20 protein-coding genes are annotated in these 20,817 nt (G+C 62.3%); 7 read left to right on the top strand and 13 right to left on the bottom strand.

The window, feature by feature from the left end:
- Window positions 1-71: 71 nt before the first annotated feature.
- Complete coding sequence (locus JQ553_RS14700; protein ID WP_249144310.1) at window positions 72-1,061, bottom strand: transporter; 990 nt, start codon at window positions 1,059-1,061, stop codon at window positions 72-74.
- 400 nt (window positions 1,062-1,461) lie between these two features.
- Window positions 1,462-2,598, bottom strand: coding sequence for a M23 family metallopeptidase (locus JQ553_RS14695; protein WP_212500670.1), 1,137 nt, complete (start codon window positions 2,596-2,598; stop codon window positions 1,462-1,464).
- 243 nt (window positions 2,599-2,841) lie between these two features.
- On the opposite strand from JQ553_RS14695, the gene JQ553_RS14690 reads away from it, so the two are divergent.
- Window positions 2,842-4,533: an arylsulfatase gene (locus JQ553_RS14690; RefSeq protein ID WP_212500669.1), complete on the top strand. Its 1,692-nt coding sequence runs from the start codon at window positions 2,842-2,844 to the stop codon at window positions 4,531-4,533.
- 139 nt (window positions 4,534-4,672) lie between these two features.
- Here JQ553_RS14690 and JQ553_RS14685 read toward each other — a convergent pair whose 3' ends face one another.
- The gene (locus JQ553_RS14685; protein WP_249144278.1) at window positions 4,673-5,404 is read right to left on the bottom strand and encodes a protein-L-isoaspartate(D-aspartate) O-methyltransferase; all 732 of its coding nucleotides are present in this window, start codon (window positions 5,402-5,404) and stop codon (window positions 4,673-4,675) included.
- Window positions 5,405-6,095: 691 nt separating this feature from the next.
- Between JQ553_RS14685 and JQ553_RS14680 the strand changes: the two genes are divergently transcribed.
- A complete protein-coding gene (locus JQ553_RS14680) occupies window positions 6,096-6,251 on the top strand; it encodes a hypothetical protein (protein ID WP_212500668.1) in 156 nt (51 codons plus the stop codon).
- A gap of 2 nt (window positions 6,252-6,253) precedes the next feature.
- Window positions 6,254-6,673: a Rap1a/Tai family immunity protein gene (locus tag JQ553_RS14675; protein WP_212500667.1), complete on the top strand. Its 420-nt coding sequence runs from the start codon at window positions 6,254-6,256 to the stop codon at window positions 6,671-6,673.
- A 363-nt stretch (window positions 6,674-7,036) separates the two neighbouring features.
- Here JQ553_RS14675 and JQ553_RS14670 read toward each other — a convergent pair whose 3' ends face one another.
- From JQ553_RS14670 to JQ553_RS14660, 3 genes are all read right to left on the bottom strand, one after another.
- Window positions 7,037-7,234, bottom strand: coding sequence for a hypothetical protein (locus tag JQ553_RS14670; RefSeq protein WP_212500666.1), 198 nt, complete (start codon window positions 7,232-7,234; stop codon window positions 7,037-7,039).
- 203 nt (window positions 7,235-7,437) lie between these two features.
- Window positions 7,438-9,366: an AI-2E family transporter gene (locus JQ553_RS14665; RefSeq protein WP_212500665.1), complete on the bottom strand. Its 1,929-nt coding sequence runs from the start codon at window positions 9,364-9,366 to the stop codon at window positions 7,438-7,440.
- Between the two features lie 219 nt (window positions 9,367-9,585).
- On the bottom strand, window positions 9,586-10,758 hold the full coding sequence (locus JQ553_RS14660; protein ID WP_212500664.1) for a fumarylacetoacetate hydrolase family protein: 1,173 nt from the start codon (window positions 10,756-10,758) through the stop codon (window positions 9,586-9,588).
- Window positions 10,759-10,902: 144 nt separating this feature from the next.
- On the opposite strand from JQ553_RS14660, the gene ppk2 reads away from it, so the two are divergent.
- Window positions 10,903-11,820, top strand: coding sequence for a polyphosphate kinase 2 (ppk2, locus tag JQ553_RS14655; RefSeq protein ID WP_212500663.1), 918 nt, complete (start codon window positions 10,903-10,905; stop codon window positions 11,818-11,820).
- A gap of 149 nt (window positions 11,821-11,969) precedes the next feature.
- Window positions 11,970-12,851 (top strand): transporter substrate-binding domain-containing protein, encoded by an 882-nt coding sequence (locus JQ553_RS14650; RefSeq protein WP_212500662.1) that lies wholly within the window; start codon window positions 11,970-11,972, stop codon window positions 12,849-12,851.
- An 83-nt stretch (window positions 12,852-12,934) separates the two neighbouring features.
- On the opposite strand, the gene JQ553_RS14645 is transcribed toward JQ553_RS14650, so the two are convergent.
- From JQ553_RS14645 to JQ553_RS14615, 7 genes are all read right to left on the bottom strand, one after another.
- Window positions 12,935-13,798 carry a hypothetical protein gene (locus tag JQ553_RS14645; protein WP_212500661.1) on the bottom strand — a complete coding sequence of 288 codons (864 nt, stop codon included), beginning with the start codon at window positions 13,796-13,798 and terminating at the stop codon, window positions 12,935-12,937.
- Between the two features lie 84 nt (window positions 13,799-13,882).
- The gene (locus JQ553_RS14640; protein WP_212500660.1) at window positions 13,883-14,551 is read right to left on the bottom strand and encodes an amino acid ABC transporter permease; all 669 of its coding nucleotides are present in this window, start codon (window positions 14,549-14,551) and stop codon (window positions 13,883-13,885) included.
- A gap of 58 nt (window positions 14,552-14,609) precedes the next feature.
- Entirely contained in the window at window positions 14,610-15,869 is a 1,260-nt protein-coding gene (locus JQ553_RS14635) for an FAD-binding oxidoreductase (protein ID WP_212500659.1), read from the bottom strand.
- A 4-nt stretch (window positions 15,870-15,873) separates the two neighbouring features.
- Entirely contained in the window at window positions 15,874-16,632 is a 759-nt protein-coding gene (locus JQ553_RS14630) for an SDR family NAD(P)-dependent oxidoreductase (protein WP_212500658.1), read from the bottom strand.
- Window positions 16,633-16,754: 122 nt separating this feature from the next.
- On the bottom strand, window positions 16,755-17,699 hold the full coding sequence (locus JQ553_RS14625) for a DMT family transporter (protein ID WP_212500928.1): 945 nt from the start codon (window positions 17,697-17,699) through the stop codon (window positions 16,755-16,757).
- Window positions 17,700-17,958: 259 nt separating this feature from the next.
- Entirely contained in the window at window positions 17,959-18,798 is an 840-nt protein-coding gene (locus JQ553_RS14620; protein ID WP_212500657.1) for an aldo/keto reductase, read from the bottom strand.
- A gap of 7 nt (window positions 18,799-18,805) precedes the next feature.
- Window positions 18,806-19,432, bottom strand: coding sequence for a LysR family transcriptional regulator (locus tag JQ553_RS14615; protein ID WP_212500927.1), 627 nt, complete (start codon window positions 19,430-19,432; stop codon window positions 18,806-18,808).
- A 127-nt stretch (window positions 19,433-19,559) separates the two neighbouring features.
- Here JQ553_RS14615 and JQ553_RS14610 point away from each other — a divergent pair, with 127 nt between their 5' ends.
- Complete coding sequence (locus JQ553_RS14610; RefSeq protein WP_212500656.1) at window positions 19,560-20,429, top strand: VOC family protein; 870 nt, start codon at window positions 19,560-19,562, stop codon at window positions 20,427-20,429.
- 61 nt (window positions 20,430-20,490) lie between these two features.
- Entirely contained in the window at window positions 20,491-20,817 is a 327-nt protein-coding gene (locus JQ553_RS14605) for a RidA family protein (RefSeq protein ID WP_409363062.1), read from the top strand.

The raw sequence follows: 20,817 nt of genomic DNA, 5'->3' as shown, positions 1-20,817 counted from the left end.
GGCAATGCTTCCAAGAATTGAATTCTTCAGGACCTCCCTCAACAATAAGAGCGACATTGACACCGATGCGTCTATTTCGTGAACCTCGGCCTTGAGGATGTCGGCGGCGTGGACGCCGCGGGCGAAAGATTGAATGTCAACCAGACGTTCCAGCCCGCCGGCCGATTTTCATTGGCGAATTCGCCGTAGGCCTTGAGGTTCAGATATCCCTGCATGTCCCCGACCGGGAAAATGTAGCCGATCTGCGGTCCGACGCTGGCCACCCGCGACTGGAAGCAGCCGACGCGATCGCCAGAGCCGCTGTCGCAGCCGATCTCCTGATAAAGGTAACCCACGAGACCAATCTGCCACTGCTTGGTCAGGAACTGCGACACGCCCCAGTCGAGGTGCATGTCGACACCACTCTGGTATTGGGTGGCAGGGTTTATAAAGTTGTATGTGAATCCGAGCACCGCCGAAGCCTCGTGCCCGGTCGCCGGGTCGAAATAGGTGTAGCCGCCGCCCGCGTCGATCGCCCAGTGCCCGATCCCCAAATTCGCAAGGCGGGTCGACTGATAGGCGCCGGCCGGCATGTCGCCCGTGATGTAGGTCATGAAGTTGTTGACACCGGCATTCCATTTCAGCTGGAAAATCGGGATCAGGTCGCCAAACGCAATGAGCGAGCTGTCGATGCTGTCGAAGCGCGAGAAGGGGATCGAGCCTCCCGGCGTCGTCAACGTCCCCGTGAGCGATCCCGCCAGCGACGTGGAGTTGGAGCCGTAGATTCCGAGCAGGGTGGCGGAAGCCTGCGCGCCCAGCACCGGTGTCGCAAAAGTGTAGGTCCCGCCCATTATGCCGAGATCCACATTTGCATTGACGTTGGCGCTCAAGTTGACGTTCAAATTCGCGGGGATACGACCGATCGTGATCTCGCGTGCCCGCGCCACGTCGCCGCCGGCGGAAACCGAGGTGTGATAATAAATCGAGGTTAAGGACCACCCCGGCTGCGTAGGCGTAGCGGCAAGGCTGCCGAAGAATCCAGGTATCCAAAAGCTGACGCCACCTTCATCGGCGCGAGCCATTTGAGCGGAAAGCGCCAATAGCGCAGCCACCGCCCCAACGCGCAAACAGGAATATTGCCAAAAAAAACGAGATCCCAAGCCGGATCGCATCTGCCACCCCTCTTGGCCCCATGGCCCTTGCCGAGAGTTCGTATGCGGAGGCACTAGTCTGCGATAACGATAACCCGGCACCACCCTTCGTCTACGCAAAATCGCCAGGCTGCCCGGTCGCCCAACTCTTTCCTGGAAGACTGTGTCTTTGGCACCACGCCTGCTAGTTGCGTTCCTGCCGTTTCGTATAGCCGAGCGCTTTTCCCATCACGCGAGAAGGGCTCGCCGGTTTGCCTCACCCGACACGAGTCTGCTTATGGCGCCGAGTCCTCGCGGCCAATCCTGGACCAGACTGATCGATGGTAGCGCACTACGGATAGTTTTGGATGCCGCCGTAGAGAGGATACGCGAACCGAACTTGCCGCGTATCCGGCGTGATCGCCAGTCGGTCCCCCTTCGATGCGTCGAAATCGATCGTGCCGACCAGGGTGAAGCTGTCAAAGACGAAAGGCAGGCTCCGTCCGGCGATAGCGTCCGGCTTGTCGAGAAGACCGAAATGCAGGTGGGGCCCTTCGGAGGGGCCGCTGTTCCCTAGTTTCGCGATGGGCGCCCCCGCCATCACCGCATCACCCACCTTCACCGTGAGGCTGCCCTGGCGCAAATGCGCGTACCAGGCGAAGACATTCGGAGCGATTTCGAGAGTCAAGTTATTGCCGCCATAGTCTGACTTCGACTTGGGGACCATCAAGACGAACGGCGTCTGATCGGGCATGCCGTCGTGGATCGAGACCACGGTCCCATCGGCAACGGCGAGGACGTCCTCGCCGAAGCCGTAGTAGTGTTCGACCCTCTTGCCGTCGCTGTCGAAGAGTCTGTCGTTCTTGACTCTGGCCCAGTCGACCGCGAAGGTTTCTCCCGTCTCGATGCGGACGCCGTCTATCGCGATCCGCTCGTCCCTGTGGACGTTGGGCTTGCAGCAGGCCGTGGTCGCCAGCCAGCCGTTCCCCTTGATGGGTGGCCTGATCACGATGGCTGGCCGGCGGTTGATGGCGACTTCTGGTGCGTCAACCTTGAGGTTGTCGACCATCGAAGCAAGCTCCGAGCCAGCCTGGAGGGTGTAAGCGATCTGGTGCGTGACCCGCTCCTGCGCGGTGTCCGGCGGCAGCATCAGATCGACGTCAACCGAGACGGCGCCGGATGCGGGAACGACCGGTGTCGCTGTCTTCGCGAAGAGAGTCTGGGTCGCGGCAGCAAGGGTGCGCCCCTCGATCCGCATCAGTTCCTTTCCGGCGGGATCGAGGACGGTAACGCTCGACAGCGTCACCGGTTCGGAGAACACATTGACGACCAGAAGTTCGTATTCCACGTGGTCCTTGCCGTCGTCGCCGCGGACAATCTGGGCCTCGTGAATCGGACTGACCAGGATTGCGGTCGGCCGTCCGTAATTCTCGGCCAACGCGCCTGACCCGAGGGCGAAGATAGCGACGACCATGAAGCCGATGCGCATCTGTCACTCCTGGCCGCACTGCCCCACAGGCTTGGTGGATTGCATTGATCTAGATCAAAGGTGAGACAACCGATCACCCCTTAACTTCCGAGGTGGCAAATTGCCACCCTACCTGGCGAAGCCCCGTAAGCTCCATGCGGGGCATGGAAACATGTTGTTGCATGGCTCCCCGCGTTCATAGCCTGAAAGCACTTTGGGTCCTCTCACTGCATAAGCAGTCCGAAATCATTCGGAGAAAACACCATGAGTATCCGTAACCTTATCTGGACAAGCGCAGTCGCACTATCCACCACTTTAACCTTCGCCAATTTGCCCGCGGTGGCTCAGCAACAACAACGGCCGCCCAACATACTCGTCATCATGGGCGACGACGTCGGCTGGTTCAACATCGGCGCCTACCATCGCGGAATGATGTCGGGAAAGACGCCGAACCTGGACAGGCTGGCATCTGAAGGCATGATGTTCACGGACTATTATGCCGAAGCGAGCTGCACGGCAGGCCGCGCGAACTTCATTACCGGTGAGCTGCCGATACGCACCGGGCTGACGACGGTCGGCCAGGCCGGCGCTGATGTCGGGATACCTGCCGAGGCGGTGACGCTCGCTACCGCGCTGAAGGCGCAGGGTTACGCCACCGGGCAGTTCGGCAAGAACCATCTCGGCGACCTCAACAAGTACCTGCCGACCCTGCACGGCTTCGACGAGTTTTTCGGATATCTCTACCATCTCGACGCGATGTCCGATCCCTACTGGTACTCGTTTCCGTCGAACCTCGACTACTACAACAAATTCGGTCCGCGCAGCCTGATCCACAGCTATGCGACCGACACCGATGATCAGACCGAGATGCCCCGCTGGGGCAAGGTCGGCAAGCAGAGGATCGTCGATGAAGGCCCGCTGCCGCCGTTCCCCGATATGTCGAACGTGCCGAACATGCACGACTTGCCGTTCCTGAAGGCGAAGTACGACATGACCACCTTCGACGAAGTGCTGGTGAAGGCTTCCAGCGACTTCATGGACAAGGCCAAACGGGAGGGCAAGCCGTTCTTCGTCTGGCACAACACCACGCGCATGCATGTGTGGACCTTCCTCTCGAAGAAATACAGCGCGATGCAGAACAGCGAGACCAACTACGGTCTCGAGGAGGCTGGCATGGCGCAGCTCGATGACAGCGTCGGCGCGTTGATGAAGAAGCTCGACGACATGGGCGAAGCCAACAACACCATCGTCATCTTCACCACCGACAACGGCGCCGAGGTATTCACCTGGCCGGACGGCGGCATGACGCCGTTCAAGAACACCAAGGGCACCGTCGGCGAGGGCGGCTTCCGGGTGCCGTGCATCATCCGCTGGCCCGGCAGGATCAGGCCGGGAACGGTCCAGAACGAAATCTTCTCCGGGCTGGACTGGTTGCCCACACTCATGGCGGCGGCGGGCAACTCGAATATCACCGAGCAGTTGCTCAAGGGCGTGAAGCTTGGTGACCGCACCTACAAGAACCACCTTGACGGCTACAACCAGATCGATCTGCTCACCGGCAAGGGCCCGTCCAAACGCCAGGAGATTTTCTACTTCGGTGGCGCAACGCTGGGCGCGGTCCGCATCGACAATTTCAAGTTCACGTTCTTTGCACAGCCCTGGGGCTGGCCCGGCGAAAAGATCACCACCGACATGCCGTCGATGGTCAACATTCGTCAGGACCCGTTCGAGCGCACGCCTAATCTTCGTGGCGAGTCCTGGAATACTAGCGCCCCTGGCTACACCAATGACTTCTTCGCCCGCGAGTTCTGGCGTTTCGTCTTGGTTCAGCAGTATGTCGGGAAGCTGGCGTTGACTGCAATCGACTACCCGCCGATGCAGGACCCGGCCTCCTTCAATCTCGAATCGGTGAAGAAGAAGATCGAGGAGATGATCAAGAATCGCCCAGGTCAGTAGAGAAAACTTCTACCAACGCTGGGAGCGCATGTAACGCGTGCGCTCCCGCCTCTGCTTTGCATCCCCCGTGGTTGAAACGGAACGCAAATGGCCGCTTCGGGCCCCCTCTGCAAATCCGCGGCAGAGCGTCATTCAGCTGCTAGTCCCGCGAGCGCGTAAAGGGCACAAAGCGCACGAGACCGACGGCGCGCGTTGTCGTCCGGTCAGGACCGGTCTTTTCGACCACCGTGAGCTGCTGAGTGGTGTATGCAGGCCCGACCGGCATCACCAGGCGGCCACCCACTCTAAGCTGCTCAATCAAGGGCGGCGGCACCTGCCCGAGCGCGGCGGTCACGACGATTGCGTTAAAAGGGCCGCATTCCGGCCAGCCGGCATATCCGTCGCCGAGCCGAACGTTGACGTTGTCATAGGCGAGGTCTCTGAGTGTTTTGGCGGCGGCCTCGGCCAATTGCGGGATGATCTCGATGGTGCAGACGTTTCGCGCCAGACGCGACAGGACGGCGGCCTGATAGCCCGAGCCCGTACCGATTTCGAGCACGCGATCATCGGGCGCAACGTTGGCGAACTGAGTCATCAAGGCGACGATCAACGGCTGCGATATGGTCTGGCCGAAGCCGATCGGAGCCGGCATGTCGGCGTATGCGACGGAGCAGGAGCGCCCAGGGATGAACAGGTGGCGTCGTGTTTGCCCCATGGCCTCAAGTACCCTCTCCGACGGCCCGTGCTGTCCAAAAACACCGACGTCGGACCGGAAGTAGCCGCGGATGGTTTCGATCATGGCGGCGCGTTCGCGGATGCATTCTGCATCCTGCGTGCTCGCTTCTCGCAGACCTGCAACCATGGAAATCACCAGAAGCAGCAAGGTATTCATGACTCGTGCGGCCTTCCGAGCCGGTCCGCGATTCGCATCAAGGTCTTAAACACAACGCACATTGGACATTTGGGCGGCTCGCATGTAGCCGTAGCAGGTTCGAGGGCTCGATGGACGCCGCCGCGTATCTGTTCTTGAGCGCCCATGAAGGTTGCAAGCCTGCCTGCGTGCGGTTAATGGGACCGACTCGGCGTAGCCTCAGGTCTTGCTCTGATATCTTGGCAAGTTATCCAATGCTCAAACACGTCCTATCGCAAGCGACTTAATCCGGCAGTCGCACTGCCCCAACGCGACTCGCTCGTTGCCGAGTGAGGCGCCGCAATTAAAGCCAGCGGCGCCGCTCTGGTCCGCTTTGAGCCAAAAGCTACCGATCCCGACGCCGCGCGCCAAATCTCAAGCATGTGAGATGCATTCTTGCAGGGTCGCTATCGCCGCATCGAAGGCTGCGAGTTCAAGTTCGCCCGCGCTTTTGTCAGGAATCAGATTTAGAACCCTATGCTACGAGACGCCCAAGCGAAGGAAACCAGGTCGGAAGAAACCTGATCAATCAGGTTGGAGGGCGCCGCCCCAGCCCCACTTGGGCCTTTTTTTGCGGATCGATAGGCGATCGGCACGCGTGTGGAGCGAGGCGGCTGCACGCAGCCCTGACGTGCCGGGATCTTGTGGGGCATGTCCCCCTGGGGAGAAGCAAATGGACTGGAGTGAAGAGCTCTACGCAGCGATTGATCCGGCGGATCCGTATCTTCATGATCGGGTGCATGTCATTTCGGCGCGTTATCTACTTGGATCTATGGCGTTCGGCGACATGAAGCCGAAAGCGTTTGCTATCGATGCGGGCGGCATATGATGATGCGGGTCTACATCATTGTTGTTAGCCTGGCGCTTTTGGTCACCGGACAGGCCAACGGCACAGTTGTCGATACAGGGGCGGATGCGCAGAAATTTTGCGAGCTACTCGTTAACGGCTCGTTCAAGGATAACGGCGAGGCACGGTCCGCCGGCGCATGCGAGGGAATGATCGAGACTGCCATGTTCTTTGCACCGAATCTGCCATCTGACGTGCGAGCATGCCCTCCGGCGCTCGGCAGCATTTCGGAAAGCGCCAAGGTTCTCTTGCGGTATCTCGACCAGAATCCGGATCGATTGGACCAGCCTGGCATTACCCTTGCCTTCGAAGCTTTCAGGGATGCCTGGCCATGCCAAGGCGACGATGCCGAGCCGGTAGGCAGATCTGGACCAAAAAAGCGCGCGCCGAAAAAATCCAAGTAGGCGAGCATTCTCCCATCACTCCGCCGATCACGCCATTTAGCCAGCGAGCAACATCGCTTCAACTGCGCCACGCTGTTGCGCGCCGCAGGTCAGCCGCCGCCATACTTGGAGGGATCATCGTAGGCTGGAGGGTCGTCGTGGTCGGTCCGCCAACCACCCTGGACGGAGTCGTCGCGATAGAGCCGCGCACCGCTCGGAGTGACGTAGCTTGGGACGACGGCCTGGCTGGGACGAGCGATGACCTGTCGCGACTTGGCATGATGCCCTCTTGTGACGGCGTTTGCGGAAGTACAGAGAGCCGTCAAAAGGCATAATGCCAGGACCGAACGCATTGCATGTCCTCCCGATCAATCAGCCCCGTTCTTACGTGGTGCGCGCGGCCGCATCGTGGTAGCCGGTAACGGCCTCCAGATCACTAAAGATTGCGATCATCGTGCGAATTGCCAAGGTCCGCTCGTGGCGGCCTTTCGGGCCCGCGTCGCCAGCTATCTGGCCGTCGCATTGTTCGCGCTTGCTTCGACCGGCGAACCGGCTTTTGCCGATCAAGAGGCCGACGCCCATGCGGCGATGGAACGACGAGCGGATGCGTTCGGGAGATGTCGAAAGAAGGCCCCTCGTCAGCGCGGCGACGCCGAACGTCCATGGCTCGCGCTTGTCGCTGTTGCGCGCGGTTGACGGGCTCGCCGAGCTGTGGCGCGGCGATGGCGACGATGTTGTCGCGCTTATGAGCCAACCCTCACCGGCGCATCGCAAAAGATCTGATTTTATTCGGCAGCAGCTGTCTTGGACTGGCCCGACGCATCAATTGGTTGCTCTGAGGTCGTTTGGACTATCGCTTCCAAGGTGGCACCGAACGAACCGCCTGTTACCAGCGCGCCGGCTGTGCTTTCGACCGACTTTATTGCCTCTGTTCCGAGCAGCGTGAGCAGGACACGGGTTCGGGTTTCGTCAGTCCTTCTATTTAGCCCCCGGACGGTGTGCTGAATTTTGGCGGCGGACGGCTGACCCAGATAGCAGACGCATGCAACCGACGTATCCGCCAATTCAAACGCAAACAATTTCGAAATCGATGAAGCACTCGCCTTTTCCGCTGTTGCCCCAAATCCCCGATGCCGCAGAAGCTGCGCCAACACAAGCGCCGCCGCTTCGTCCAGTCGCCCGGCTCCAGGAATGCACACAACCGAAGGCGACGGGGCTTGTTGTTCCTGAGTCACAGCCTGTTGGAATCTTGCTTGCTCGATTGCGATGGCAGCGCCGGGGCTTGAGCTCAGGTCCGGCAGCGCGGCTTCTGTCGCTCTCGCGTCATGGTGTGCCTCCAGTTCGGCAACCACCTCTTCGACGGTTGAGACGACCCGATTTAATCGCTCCTCATCGAGATGGCCCAATTGGCGGTCGGCTTCTGCAAGCCTCAGGCCTTTCAAGAGGATGGCGTCATAGTAGCTCTCAAGCGACGCATCCTTGAGATATTCATGCGCCTGTTCGACCGCTTCAATGGGATCACCCGCCAACATCCGCTGATAAGCCAATTGCGGCGGCGTCAGCGGAGGTCGGTCGCCAAGCATGATGTCGAGGAACTGAAGTCGATCGACATGCCGCCCGACGACGACGAGACAGATGGTCAGGGGCGTGGCCAACACCAACCCGACCGGACCCCAAAGCCAGGTCCAGAATGACGCTGACAGGATGATGGAAACCGGGGAAAGCCCCGAGCTATGGCCAAAAATCAGGGGTTCGAGAACTTGTCCAGCGAGCAACTCCAGGACTAAGAACAATGCTGCGGTCAGTATCAGCATCTGCCAGCCTGACCCCACGGCCGCGGCGAGAATGAGCGGGAATACCGCAGATATCAAAGCACCGATATACGGCACGAATCGCATGATCATCGCGATCAGTCCCCATAGCGGAGCCGAGGGGACACCGATAAGTTCAAGACCTATGCCTATTGCAAGACCGAACACGGCGTTGAATGCGATCTGGGTAAGAAAGAGCTTGCTCAGCCGCTTGCCGGCATCGTCCAGCGCGGCGGTCGTCCGTTGAATATCCGCTGATCCGGCAAGTCGAACGAGCCGATTTCTCAGGTCTTCCCGTTGCAGCAGGATAAAGACCACGAAGATCACGACGATGCCTGTCGTCGTCAGAGGCGAAATCAGCGGCTGGATGATCGCGGCAAGCGTCGACAAAGCACCAGGGTCGGGCTGCCTGACTTCGACCGGTATGGGTACCGCCTTGTCTGATGGCTGCCTCGCGAGCTCGCTGGCAGGCCGACCGGCCGCATCCCGATTTTGCAGCTCTGTCTTCAGTTCTTTGAGGACCGTGGACGCCTGCTCCAACGTTCCGGAGCCACCCATTAGGCCGCGCAGGCTTTCGATCTTGTCGCTCAACGTTTGTTGATAGCCGGGCAACTTGGCGGCGAGCCGCGTTGCCTGCGACACCATCAAGCCGCCCAGACTAAATATGATCGAGAATCCGATGAAGACGACCAACAGCACAGAAAGCGTGCGCGGAATTCGCCAGGAGTTTAAGCGTATGACGAACGGCGCCAAGACGAAACTCAGGAGAACCGCCAGCGCGACTGGGACGAAGATTTCGCGACCGAAATAGAGCGCAGCAATGATCAACGCTGCGACGGCCATATTTGTCAGCACAACGCCCCGCGGCTGTTTCAACCTGATTTGAGAAGACTTCTCTTCCATCGGCGCGGCTCATTCATCCAACATCTGGTTGAATTCCCCTTCGCGACATCAATTACAAACACAATCGTACACCCAACCAACGCGCTCCGATAGCGACACCTTCGCGGCCGGTTGGCAAAACCAAACCTTGGTTCCAAATGTCCGGTTCCGCGCGAGGCAAACCGTTCGCCCGGCAGATTATAGGTTGTCGCCCGGGAAGACGAGTGAGACGGGCGCCCGCTAAAGCACCTTCCGCCGCGCCAAATTCTTCATCAGCGCGCCGACGCCGAATGTCCAGGGCTCGCACTCGTCGCTGTTGCGCATGCGGTTGACGAGCTTGCCGAGCTCAGGCGCTGCGATGGTGACGATGTCGTCGCGCTTGTGGGTGAAGCCCTGCCCCGGCGCGTCGCGGTCCTTGACAGGGGCGAACATGGTGCCGAGGAACAGCGCGAAGCCGTCGGGATATTGGTGCACCGGCCCGATGGTCTGGGCGACGAGGTCGGTCGGGTCGCGGCTGATCTTGCCGATCGAGGAGTGGCCCTCGAGCACGAAGCCGTCCGCCCCCTTCACGGTGAGACCGACATCCATCTTCCTGACGTCGTCAAGCGAGAATGTGTCGTCGAACAATCGCAGCAGCGGGCCGATCGCGCAGGAAGCGTTGTTGTCCTTGGCCTTGGACAGCAACAGCGCCGAGCGGCCCTCGAAATCGCGCAGATTGACGTCGTTGCCGAGCGCAGCACCAACGATCTTTCCGCCGCTCGAGACGACGAGCACGACCTCCGGCTCCGGATTGTTCCAGGTCGACTTCGGATGCAGGCCGGCATCCATGCCCGTTCCGACCGACGACAAAGTGGGCGCCTTGGTGAAGACCTCGGCGTCGGGGCCGATGCCGACCTCCAGATACTGGCTCCAGGCGTTCTGCTCGATCAGCACCTGCTTCAGCTTCATGGCCTCCGACGAGCCCGGCTTCAGCTTTGAGAAATCGTCGCCGACGAGGCTCACCACCTCCTTGCGGATCGCCTCGGCGGAGGCCGGATTGCCTCTCGCGCGTTCCTCGATCACGCGCTCCAGCATCGATATCGCAAACGTCACACCGGCGGCTTTCAGGACCTGCAGGTCGACCGGCGCGAGCAGATGAGGCTTTTGCCCGTTCCGGCCGTCGGGCGGCGTGTTGGCCAGGATCGCATCGAAGTCACCGATCCGCTCGCCCCGGGTCTCGCGCAACGCGGCCGCCGGATCCTGTTGCTCGCAAAGCGCGCTCACCGTCGGGAACTGCGCACTGACATCGAATACGCCGTCATTGCGCACCGCGACAACCGCCGGGCCGCCGGCCTGCGGCAGCCAGACCCGCCCGACCAATGTACCGGCGGCGCCATCCTCCGGCAGAACATCTCCTGGCGTGAGCGTGATCATCGGCTTCTCCCTTTGGTCTTGTTGGCGCTTGTTAGCACAGTCGCAGGCCGCCGTGTGAAGTAGCCGTCACGGCAATGTCACACAAGAGTAACACCGGCCGTCAATGCTCCCCACGGTCCGCCCAACCACCGAGAGACGACCTTCATGACCTCCTCCGCCCTCATCGATGAAGCCCTTCGCGCTCGAATCCAACAGGACATATCCGATAGTCTCGACGAGGAGCTCGAACTCGAGCTTGACGATGGCAGGTTCGATGATCTCGACCAGGAGGCGCTCGCCGGACGGCCAACGCTGGATCGAAAGTTCTACTTCCGCGAATTGCTGCGGCTACAGGGCGAACTCGTCAAACTGCAGGACTGGGTGCAGCACGAGAAGAAGAAGGTCGTCGTGCTGTTCGAGGGGCGCGATTCCGCCGGCAAGGGCGGCGTCATCAAGCGCATCACCCAACGCCTCAACCCGCGCGTCTGCCGCATCGCGGCGCTGCCGGCGCCGAACGAACGCGAACGCACGCAGTGGTACTTCCAGCGCTATGTCGCGCATCTGCCGGCCGGCGGCGAGATCGTGCTGTTCGACCGCAGCTGGTACAACCGCGCTGGTGTCGAGAAGGTGATGGGGTTCTGCACCGACGAACAATATGAGGAGTTCTTCAGCTCGGCGCCGGAATTCGAGCGCATGCTGATCCGCTCCGGCACCATTCTCTTGAAATACTGGTTCTCCATCACCGACGAGGAGCAGGCGTTCCGCTTCACGATGCGAATCCAGGACCCGCTGAAGCAATGGAAGCTGAGTCCGATGGACGTCGAGGCGCGCACCCGCTGGGAGCAATACACCAAGGCCAAGGAGACGATGCTGGAGCGCACGCATCTGTCCGAATCCCCGTGGTGGATCGTCGACGCCGTCGACAAGAAGCGCGCGCGGCTGAACTGTATCTCGCATCTGCTGAGCCAGATTCCCTACCAGCCGGTTCAACACGAACCGGTCGTGCTGCCGCCGCGGGTGCACAATCCCGACTATCATCGCGGCCCGATCCCGCCGGAGATGTACGTGCCGGCGCGGTTCTAGCGCATTGTTATTCCCTCTCCCCGCGAGCGGGGCGAGGCGAAGAGATAGGCAACGACCGGATCACCCCGCCCACTATTGGCGCGGGCCGTGCTATTGCTGCCGATAGACGCCGACGCTAGGCTCTCCCGATTTGGTGCAGGGAGGCCCTCGTGACTCAATCCGACGACAGCAAGATTTCCGAAGATCGCCGCGACGCGCTGCGCTACGCGCTTGGCATCGGCGGCGGCGCCGCGCTCGCCGCCGCGCTGGCGACGCCGGCGGCCGCCCAGGCCCCCGCCGCCGACAACACGCTCGACCGTATCAGGGCCAACAAGGTGTTGCGCATCGCGGTCCTCCCCGGAGAGCTGCCCTATTTCAACAAGGATCTCGCCTCCGGCACATGGTCCGGCTTCTCGATCGAGATGGCCAACGACCTCGCCAAGCTGCTCGACGTCAAGCTGGAATATGTCGAATCGACCTACGGCAATTCGATCCTCGACCTGCAGGCCAACAAGATCGATCTCGGCTTCGCGCTCAACCCGACTCCGCAGCGCGCGCTGGTGGTCGATTTCACCAATCTGGTGTTCCCGCATCCGTTCGGCGCGATGCTGAGGAAGGGCCTGGAAGCCAGGACCTGGGCCGACATCAACAAGCCCGAGGTGAAGATCGCGGTCGACGTCGGCTCGGCCAACGAGGCGGTCGCCCGGCGCTTCGCGCCGAACGCGAGCATCAAGTCGCTGAAGTCACGCGACGAGGTGATGCTCGAAATGTCGTCGGGCCGGGTCGATTGCGTCGTCAACGCGCTGGTGCTCGGATTGACCGCGATTGCCAAGAACCCGAATCTCGGCACTTACAAGATCCTGCAATCGCCCTCGGTCACGATCGCGAGCAGCACGGCGGTGCGGCGCGAGCCGGACAAGCGCTGGCGCGATTTCCTTTCGGTGTGGATCGACTACAACCGCGGCGTCGGCCAGATGCGCGAATGGTTCGTCAAAGGATTGGCGCTGAGCGGCGTCAAACCCGAGGACGTGCCGGTGGAGCTGAATATTTGACGAGCGCGTGAGGTCACGATCATCCTCAACTTCACGGAGGCAATTGGCGAGAGTCCTTTTGGGTCAAGTCCTGTCGCCTCCACCTATTTGTATGGCTTGGCGCCCAGCTTTGCCTTGTTGATGTCGTTCCGCATACGGTGGCTCATCGACTGGCTGCCACCGAAGTGCCACCAGTTCAAGCCGATGACGCGCCTGTATCCAGCCCACCCGACGAGAAACTCGTCAACCTTGTCTTCGGCATCTCCCTCCGAGAAGGCAGGCACCCCCTCACCCCAATAAGCCTGGCCGGTGATCACAATATCCTTTGGCGAATCGCCCATCAATTTTTCCCACCGATCCAGGCAAAGATCGGCGTAATCAAAGGCCCTGTCCTGACTGTACGCCGTGCCATCAGGGCGCTTGAACTGCCTCACCATTTTCTTGTTGGGAAAATGGTGCCAGTAGACCTGCGGATTGAACATGTCGACGAACGGCAACGCAGCCTTCATGAGCCCTGGCTCGTGCCAGTCGATGAGAGAAAAGGTCGTAATTCCGAAACTACCGCCGACACCGGACCTTACGCGCGTGCAGAAGCCACCTATTGTGGCCACGCTCCAATGCGAATTGTGCACGCCCTCTTCAATATCGGCGATATAATCCGACAATCCGAATGACGCCGTCTCCCGCACGGCGAGCCTCGCATCCGCTTCCGGGTCGCTTCCCTGACACCAGCCCCACCCAGCAACGGCGATGCCGACTTTCATCACCTGGTCGATGAACGCGCCGATCACCCTTTTTGTGGCCACGGGGTATGCCGATTGACCGTGGATGCGTACCCAGGCGTGCGTCATCTGCGCCTCCTGCATCGCTTCGATCGTCAGCGCAGCGGTCCCGTAACGGGCGATGGTTGCCGCCACGTCGTAGACGTAGGTGCCATGCTTGCGGAAAGCCTTCGATGAACCGGCCATCGCCTCCCCCGAAACAACCTAAAGTAAGATCCTCCACGATCGTCGTTGGGTAACAAAGAGCCGCAAGGTCGAGATCACCTCATCTCACACCTTGTCATAGGTCAGGCCGCGCTCGAGGTGCCGCGCCGCAAGCGTCGACGGAAACAGGATCGCGAAATAGATCGCCGCCACGATGGTATAGACCTCGAGCGGCCGATAGGTGTCGGCATTGATCAGCGTCGCGTTGTAGACGAGATCGGGCACGGCAATGATCGACACCAGCGAGGTATTCTTCAACTGCGTCACCGACTGGTTGACATAGGGCGCCATCATCGGCTTCAGCGCCTGCGGCAGGATCACGAGCCGCATCAAGCGCCAGCCGCGGAAGCCGAGCGCCTTCGCGGCGTCCCACTGTCCGACCGGTACGCTCTCGATGCTGCCGCGCACGATTTCCGCATAGAACGCGCCGCCATAGAGCGACAGCACGCTGACGGCCGCGACATGCGCGGGGATATTCACCCCGATCACAACCGGAAAGGCGTAGTAGAACCAGATGATCTGCACGAGCAGTGGCGTGCAGCGGAACAGCTCGATATAGGCAATCAGGAGCCAGTCGATCACCGGGATACGCCGGACGCGAAGCATGCCGACGATGACGCCGATCAGGGTCCCCAGGATGATGGTGCCGATCGTGTAGGCGATGGTCCAGCCGAGCCCGAGCCAGAACAGATGGCTGTACTTGCCGAGGATCGCGAAGTCCCAAACGTAGTTCATCCTGCCCCTTGCCGGCTGCCATACGGGAGCTCCAGCATTGCAGGCGGAATACGCAGAGTCACGAAATATAGCGGCCTGGGGAAAACGCTGACGTGTCGAACGGCGGCGCGTCGCCGCTGATCATGGCCGATATCGCGGCGCCCGTTCCGGGGCCGGTGGTGAAGCCGATATGCTGGTTGCCGAAAGCGAGCCAGAGGCCGCGATGCCGCGGCGCCGGCCCGATCATCGGCAGGCTGTCGGGCAGCGTAGGCCGCGCGCCGCGCCAGCGCTCGCCGACCGCGTCGCCGAATTCGACGACGCCGCGCGCCATCGGCACCACCGCCTCGAGCTGGGCGAAGTTCGACGGCGCGTCGCGCGCGGTGAGTTCGACGCCGCTCGTCACGCGAATGCCTTGCTCCATCGGCGTCATCAGGAAGCTGCCGTCTGCATCATGGATCGGCCGCAGCAATTTGCGCTCCGGGTTCGGCACAAAATGCTGGTGATAGCCGCGCTCGCTTGCCAGCGGCACCCGATAGCCGAGCGGTCGCAGCAGGTCCGCCGACCATGGCCCGAGCGCGACCACGACATGACGCGCCTTGATCTCGCCCTCGGCGAGCATGACGCGCCAGCCATCGCCATCGGAGACGATCTGCCTGATCTCGGCCTGCCTGACAGCGCCGCCCGCGCTGGCAAGCATTTTCGCATAGGCCTTGACCACGGCGCCCGGGGAATCGACCGACGCGGTCTGCGTGTGCAGCAGGCCGACGCTGTAAGCCGGGACGATGTTCGGCTCGAGCGCGGAAATTCCCTGGCGGTCGAGCACCTCGCTCTTGATGCCGAATTCGGCGAGCGCGGCCTGCTCGGCCTTGGCGTTGGCGAGCGCGTCGCCGCGCCAGGCCTTGAGCCAGCCCGTTTCGCGAATGCGGTGGCCTGCATCGGCCTGCACGATCCAGTCGCGGTGCAGCCTCAGCGACGTCGCGATCAGGCCGTGCAGCGCAGCGGCGCGCGGCCTTGTCTGCGATGGCGTCGCGGCCGCGAGGAAGCGGATCACCCAGCCGGCATTGGTGACGGCCCAGGGGACGCTCCAGCGCAGCGCCGGATGCTGGTTGGTCAGATATTTCGGCAGGTTCTTCCAGAGCACGGGCGTGTTGAGCGGCAGGATCGAGCCGCTGCTTATGATGCCGGCATTGCCGTAGGAGGTTTCGCTGCCGGGCTCGCGGCGGTCGACGACGACGACCGAAAGGCCGCGCTGCCGCGCCGCATAGGCCGCGGAGACGCCGACCATGCCGGCGCCGAGCACAGCCACATCGATCTGTTCTGCTGGCGCATTCTCTGTCATGCGATCACATCAATGTCAGGCCGCCATCGACCGGCAACATGGCGCCGGTGACATGGGCCGCTTCCGGAGACAGCAGGAACGCGACGACGGCCGCGACCTCGTCGGGCTCGGCCAGCCGCTGCATCGGATTGGCCCTTTCAACTTGCGCCCAGGCCTGCGCGTCGAGCGCGCCGAACAGACCGGGATCCTTGCGCGTGTAGCCGGGCATCACAACATTGGCGGTGGCGGCAAAGGGCGCGAGCTCGACCGCGAGCGATTTGACCAGCACTTCGAGCGCGGCCTTGGCCGCGGCCGAGCCCGGATAGGTGGCGCCGGGTACGAAGCGATGCGGCCCGAAGCTGGAGACCGCGACCACGCGGCCCTGGGCATGGCGCGTGAGGTCAGGCAATGCGGCCGCCGCCATTTCGTGGAAGGATGCGGCCATCACCGCGAAGGCGCGCTCCAGGCCCTCGCGCGGCAGGCTACGAAAGTCCCGACGGTCGGCAAAGCCCGCGGCGTGCACGATCGCATCGATGGGCCCGAACGCAGCGCGCGCCGCGCCGACAAGTTCGGCGGCCGTGCCGGCCTTCACCAGGTCGCTCGTCCGCCATTCGACACGCGCGCCGGCGCGCGCGCACACCTCGGCAACCGCTTTCAACCGCTCAACCCCGGCCGCTTCAGCTCCCTGCCCATGCAGCATCAGGCACTGATCGGGACCGGCCAGACGACGCGCAATTGCGGCACCGATCCCGGACCCGCCTCCCGTAATGATGGTAACTCGCATGAACCGCGCGACGTCTGTGCTTTCGAGGACTGCAAACTATAGATTCGACACCGCGAATTGCAAACCGACGTCGCACAAGGCGATCGCCGCGACAATCATCGCCGGCAATCGCTGCCGGCTTGTCAGGCGTTGGGCGACGGCTCGCCCGGCACGGTCAGCAGTTGCGAGCGGCGGATGCGCTCGCGATGGGCCGTGTAGAGGCCGGAGGCGACGATGAAGGCGGCGCCGAGGATGGTCCATCCGTCGGGCAGTTCGCCGAAGATGAGGAAGCCGAGCATGCTGACCCACAGCAACTGGGTGTAGGAGAACGGCGCGAGCACCGAGGCGTCGCCATAGCGAAACGCCAGCACGACGATCCATTGGCCCGCGGTGGACGCAACGCCGATCAGGATGCCGAACAGGATGTCGTGCCAGGTCGGCGTCACCCAAACGAACGGCACCAGCGCCGTGAGGATGGCAAGGCCGGCGATCGACGAGTACGCCATGATGGTGAGCGAGCGTTCGCTGCCGCTCATCATGCGCGTCATGATCAGCGTGCCGGCCCAGGCGAGCGCCGAGACGAGCGGAAAGAACGCTGCGGGATGAAACGCGCTCGTCCCAGGCCGCAGGATGATGAGCACGCCGACAAGGCCAACCGCGGTCGCGATCCAGCGCCGCAGGCCGACCTTCTCGCCGAGAAAGGCAATCGAGAGCGCGGTGACGAACAGCGGCGATACGAAGCCCGTGGCGGAGGCCTCGGCTATCGGCAGGAAGCGCAGCCCCGAGATGAAAAGCAGAGACGAACCAAGCAGCGCCGCACCTCGCAGAAGGTGCAGACCCGGACGGTTCGTCTGCATCGCAAACAGTGGCGAACCCGGCAGCATCGCTGGCGACATGATCAGCGCGAATACCAGGAAGCGGATCCAGGTGATCTCGATCGAGGGCAGCGTTGCCGACAGATATTTGGCGGTGACGTCGGAGGTTCCGAGAAATACCGTCGACACCAGGATCAGCGCGATGCCCTTGAACGGACGGTCGGCGCGCGCGGGCGCCTTGCGCACGGCGGGCCGGCTTTCGGGCAATGGCAGGGATGCGCTGTCCAGCCTGGCGGCTGCGGCGGGGGGCGGAGTCACGGCAATCTCGAAAGCAATAAAACGATTCTGCGAGGCCTCAACAAACGCCAATTCCGCCACAAGGACAACGCCCGAAAACGGGATTCCGATATGCATCCGCGCGCGCGGCGGCCTGCCACAGGCAGCACGCGATTCCGCAGTTGAAACAGTTTGTTAAGAACTGTGTGAAGCAGGGCGCGACGAGCTTCCCGGGCGTTGACCTTCGAGATCAGCCCTACAACATCGGCAGCCCGCGCGGTTTCGGCCCGCGCGGAAATGCCTTGTCGATGGCGGCGATTTCAGCATCGCTGAGCTTGAGGTCTCCCGCGGCCGCATTCTCGGCTGCGTGATCCGCGCTCGACGCTTTCGGGATGGCAAGCACCGACGGAGCGCGCGTGAGGAAACTCAGCGCGACCTGACGTGTGGTGGCCTTGTGCGCTTCTGCGATCAATTGCAGCGCGGCGCCGCCCTTGCTCGCCGGCGACGGAAAATCATTGTGGCCGAATGGCGAATAGGCGACGACAGCGACGCCATGCCGCTCGCACCACGGGATCACGGCGTGCTCGATCGCGCGCTCCTGCAGATGGTAGAGCACCTGGTTGCAGGCGATCGTCCCCTCATCAGCGATTTCGAACAGATCGTCGAGATCGTCGGCGTCGAAATTACTGACGCCCCAGGAGCGGATTTTTCCGGCGGCTTTCAACTCTTCGAATGCCGCGACCGTGTCGGCGAGCGGATAGGATCCGCGCCAGTGCAGCAGATAGCAGTCGAGCCGATCGGTCTTCAGCCGCTTCAGCGAACGCTCGCATGCGGTGATGGTGCCGCGCCGCGAGGCGTTGCTCGGCAGCACCTTCGAGACCAGAAAGACCTTGTCGCGTTGGCCCGCGATCGCGTCCGCAATCACAAGCTCGGCGTCACCATACATCTCCGCGGTGTCGACATGGGTCATGCCATCGTCGACGCCGCGGCGGAGCGCCGCAATGGCCGCCTTGCGGTCGCCGCGATCAAGATACCAGGTGCCCTGCCCGATCACCGAGACCTGCGGGCCGTTCTTGCCGAAAGCTTTTGTTTGCACGGTTGCCTCAACTCCTGATGATGCCGACCACGCGACGACGACGCATCGCGAGCGAATTCTTGGCCGGCAGATCGCGCAGCCAATCACGGAAGCCGGATATTTCGGGGCAGTCCGCCGTGCCGGACGGCGCAATCAGCCAGTCGCCGACGCCGGATTCCTCAGCGAGGCGATCGCAGCGATAGCCGGGATGATGGCCGAGACCTCGGGCGATCAGCACATCGACCTTGCCCTCGATCAATTCGTGCAAGCCGGCCGGCTGCAACACGCGCAGGCCGATCTCCGGGTGCGTCGCGCGAAACTCAGCCAGCCCCAGCCGGTGAAGATCGAAGCCGCCATGCACACCGAGCTGCAGCAGCGCGGCACCCGTCGGCTTCAATCGTGCGGTCGCATCGGCGATGCGGCGAAAGCCGTCGGAGACCTCAGGCAGATATATCTGGCCGGCCTCGGTCAGGATCAATTGCTTGTGCAGCCGCTCGAACAGGCGCACGCCGAGGCGCGCTTCAAGCGCTTTCACCTGCTGTCCCACGGCGGCCGGCGTCACGTGCAGCTCATGCGCGGCAAGTTTGAAGCTGAGATGCCGCGCGGCGGCTTCGAACGCGCGCAATGCATTGAGCGGTGGAAGGATGTAGGTCATCGCCACCCAGTTTGTCACCGATGGGCTGCACGCTTGCAATAGATTTTCTTGCGCTCAGCCGCAGCAACAATGCGTTGCTTTGCTGCGATATCGCCGAATAGGCTCGGCCCGCAATCCGGAGACCCCCATGCCCCGCCGAATCGACCATCTCGTCATTTGCGTCCACGATCTGGAACAGGCTGCGCTGGCGTGGCGGAGGCTGGGCTTCAACCTCACGCCAACCGGTGTGCATCCGTTCGGAACCAGCAACCGCCTGGCGCAGTTCGCGGACAATTTTCTGGAGTTGCTGGCCGTCACCAACGATGCGTTGGTGCCGCAGGCTGCGCCCGACCATTTCAGCTTCGCCGCCCACAATCGCGATTTTCTTGGCCGCGCCGAAGGGATGTCGATGCTGGCCTTGCACAGCGCCGACTCGCATGCCGAAGCGGCACGCTTCAGGGCCGAGCGCATCGGCACCTCGGCTCCGTTCGATTTTGGCCGCGACGCGGTGCTCCCGGGGGGAGGAACCGCGCGCGTCGCGTTTTCATTGGCCTTCGCCACCGATCCCGCGATGCCTGAGATCGCATTCTTCACCTGTCAGCAGCGTCATCCGCCGGAATTGTTCTGGAAGGCGGAGTATCAACGTCATCCCAACGGCGCCTTGCGCGTAATTGAGGTCGTAATGTCGGCGCCCGAACCGGCGGCGCACCGCGATTTCCTGGAGCGCCTCACGGAAAGCGCGGCCGAGCCGGCGCCGGGGCGGCTGACGGTCGGAGACAGCAATAACAGGATCACGCTTCTCGGTCCGTCCGAGATGGCGCGCCGGCTGCCGGGCCTTGCGAACAGCTCTTCGCCGCGCTTCTGCGCTGCGCGTCTGGCGGTCGCCGATCTGGATACGACGCGCCGGACATTGAAGAACAACGGCGTCGCCTTCGAGATGAGGGGCGCCGTGCTGCTGATCCCACCCGCCACCGCACATGGCCTGGCGCTGGAATTCGTCGAACAGGAGGTAAACTGAGATGGCTCACATCGTCAGCCACAATCCCGCAAAGGTCCACGCTCCCGCCGGTGGCTACAGCATGGGGCTGGAACTGAGCCAACATCGCCGGCTGCTGTTCATCAGCGGCCAAGTGCCGGAACGCTCAGACGGCAGCGTGCCCGAGGGTTTTGAGCAGCAATGTGAGCAAAGCTGGCGCAACGTCATCGAGGTGCTCGCGGCCGCTGGCCTCGGCGTCGAGCATCTGGTCAAGGTGAACACGTTCCTGACTGACCGAAGTCAGGTCGTGCCCAACCGCGCCATTCGCCGCACAATGCTCGGGGGACATCAGCCCGCGCTGACGGTCGTGGTCGCCGAAACCGTCGACAGCAAATGGCTGCTGGAGATCGAGGCGATCGCTGCGGAATGA

Origin of the sequence: Bradyrhizobium lablabi (genome assembly GCF_018131005.1) — a bacterium.
In the GTDB taxonomy this organism is placed as follows: domain Bacteria; phylum Pseudomonadota; class Alphaproteobacteria; order Rhizobiales; family Xanthobacteraceae; genus Bradyrhizobium; species Bradyrhizobium lablabi_D.
This window is presented reverse-complemented; position numbering and strand designations above follow the sequence as displayed.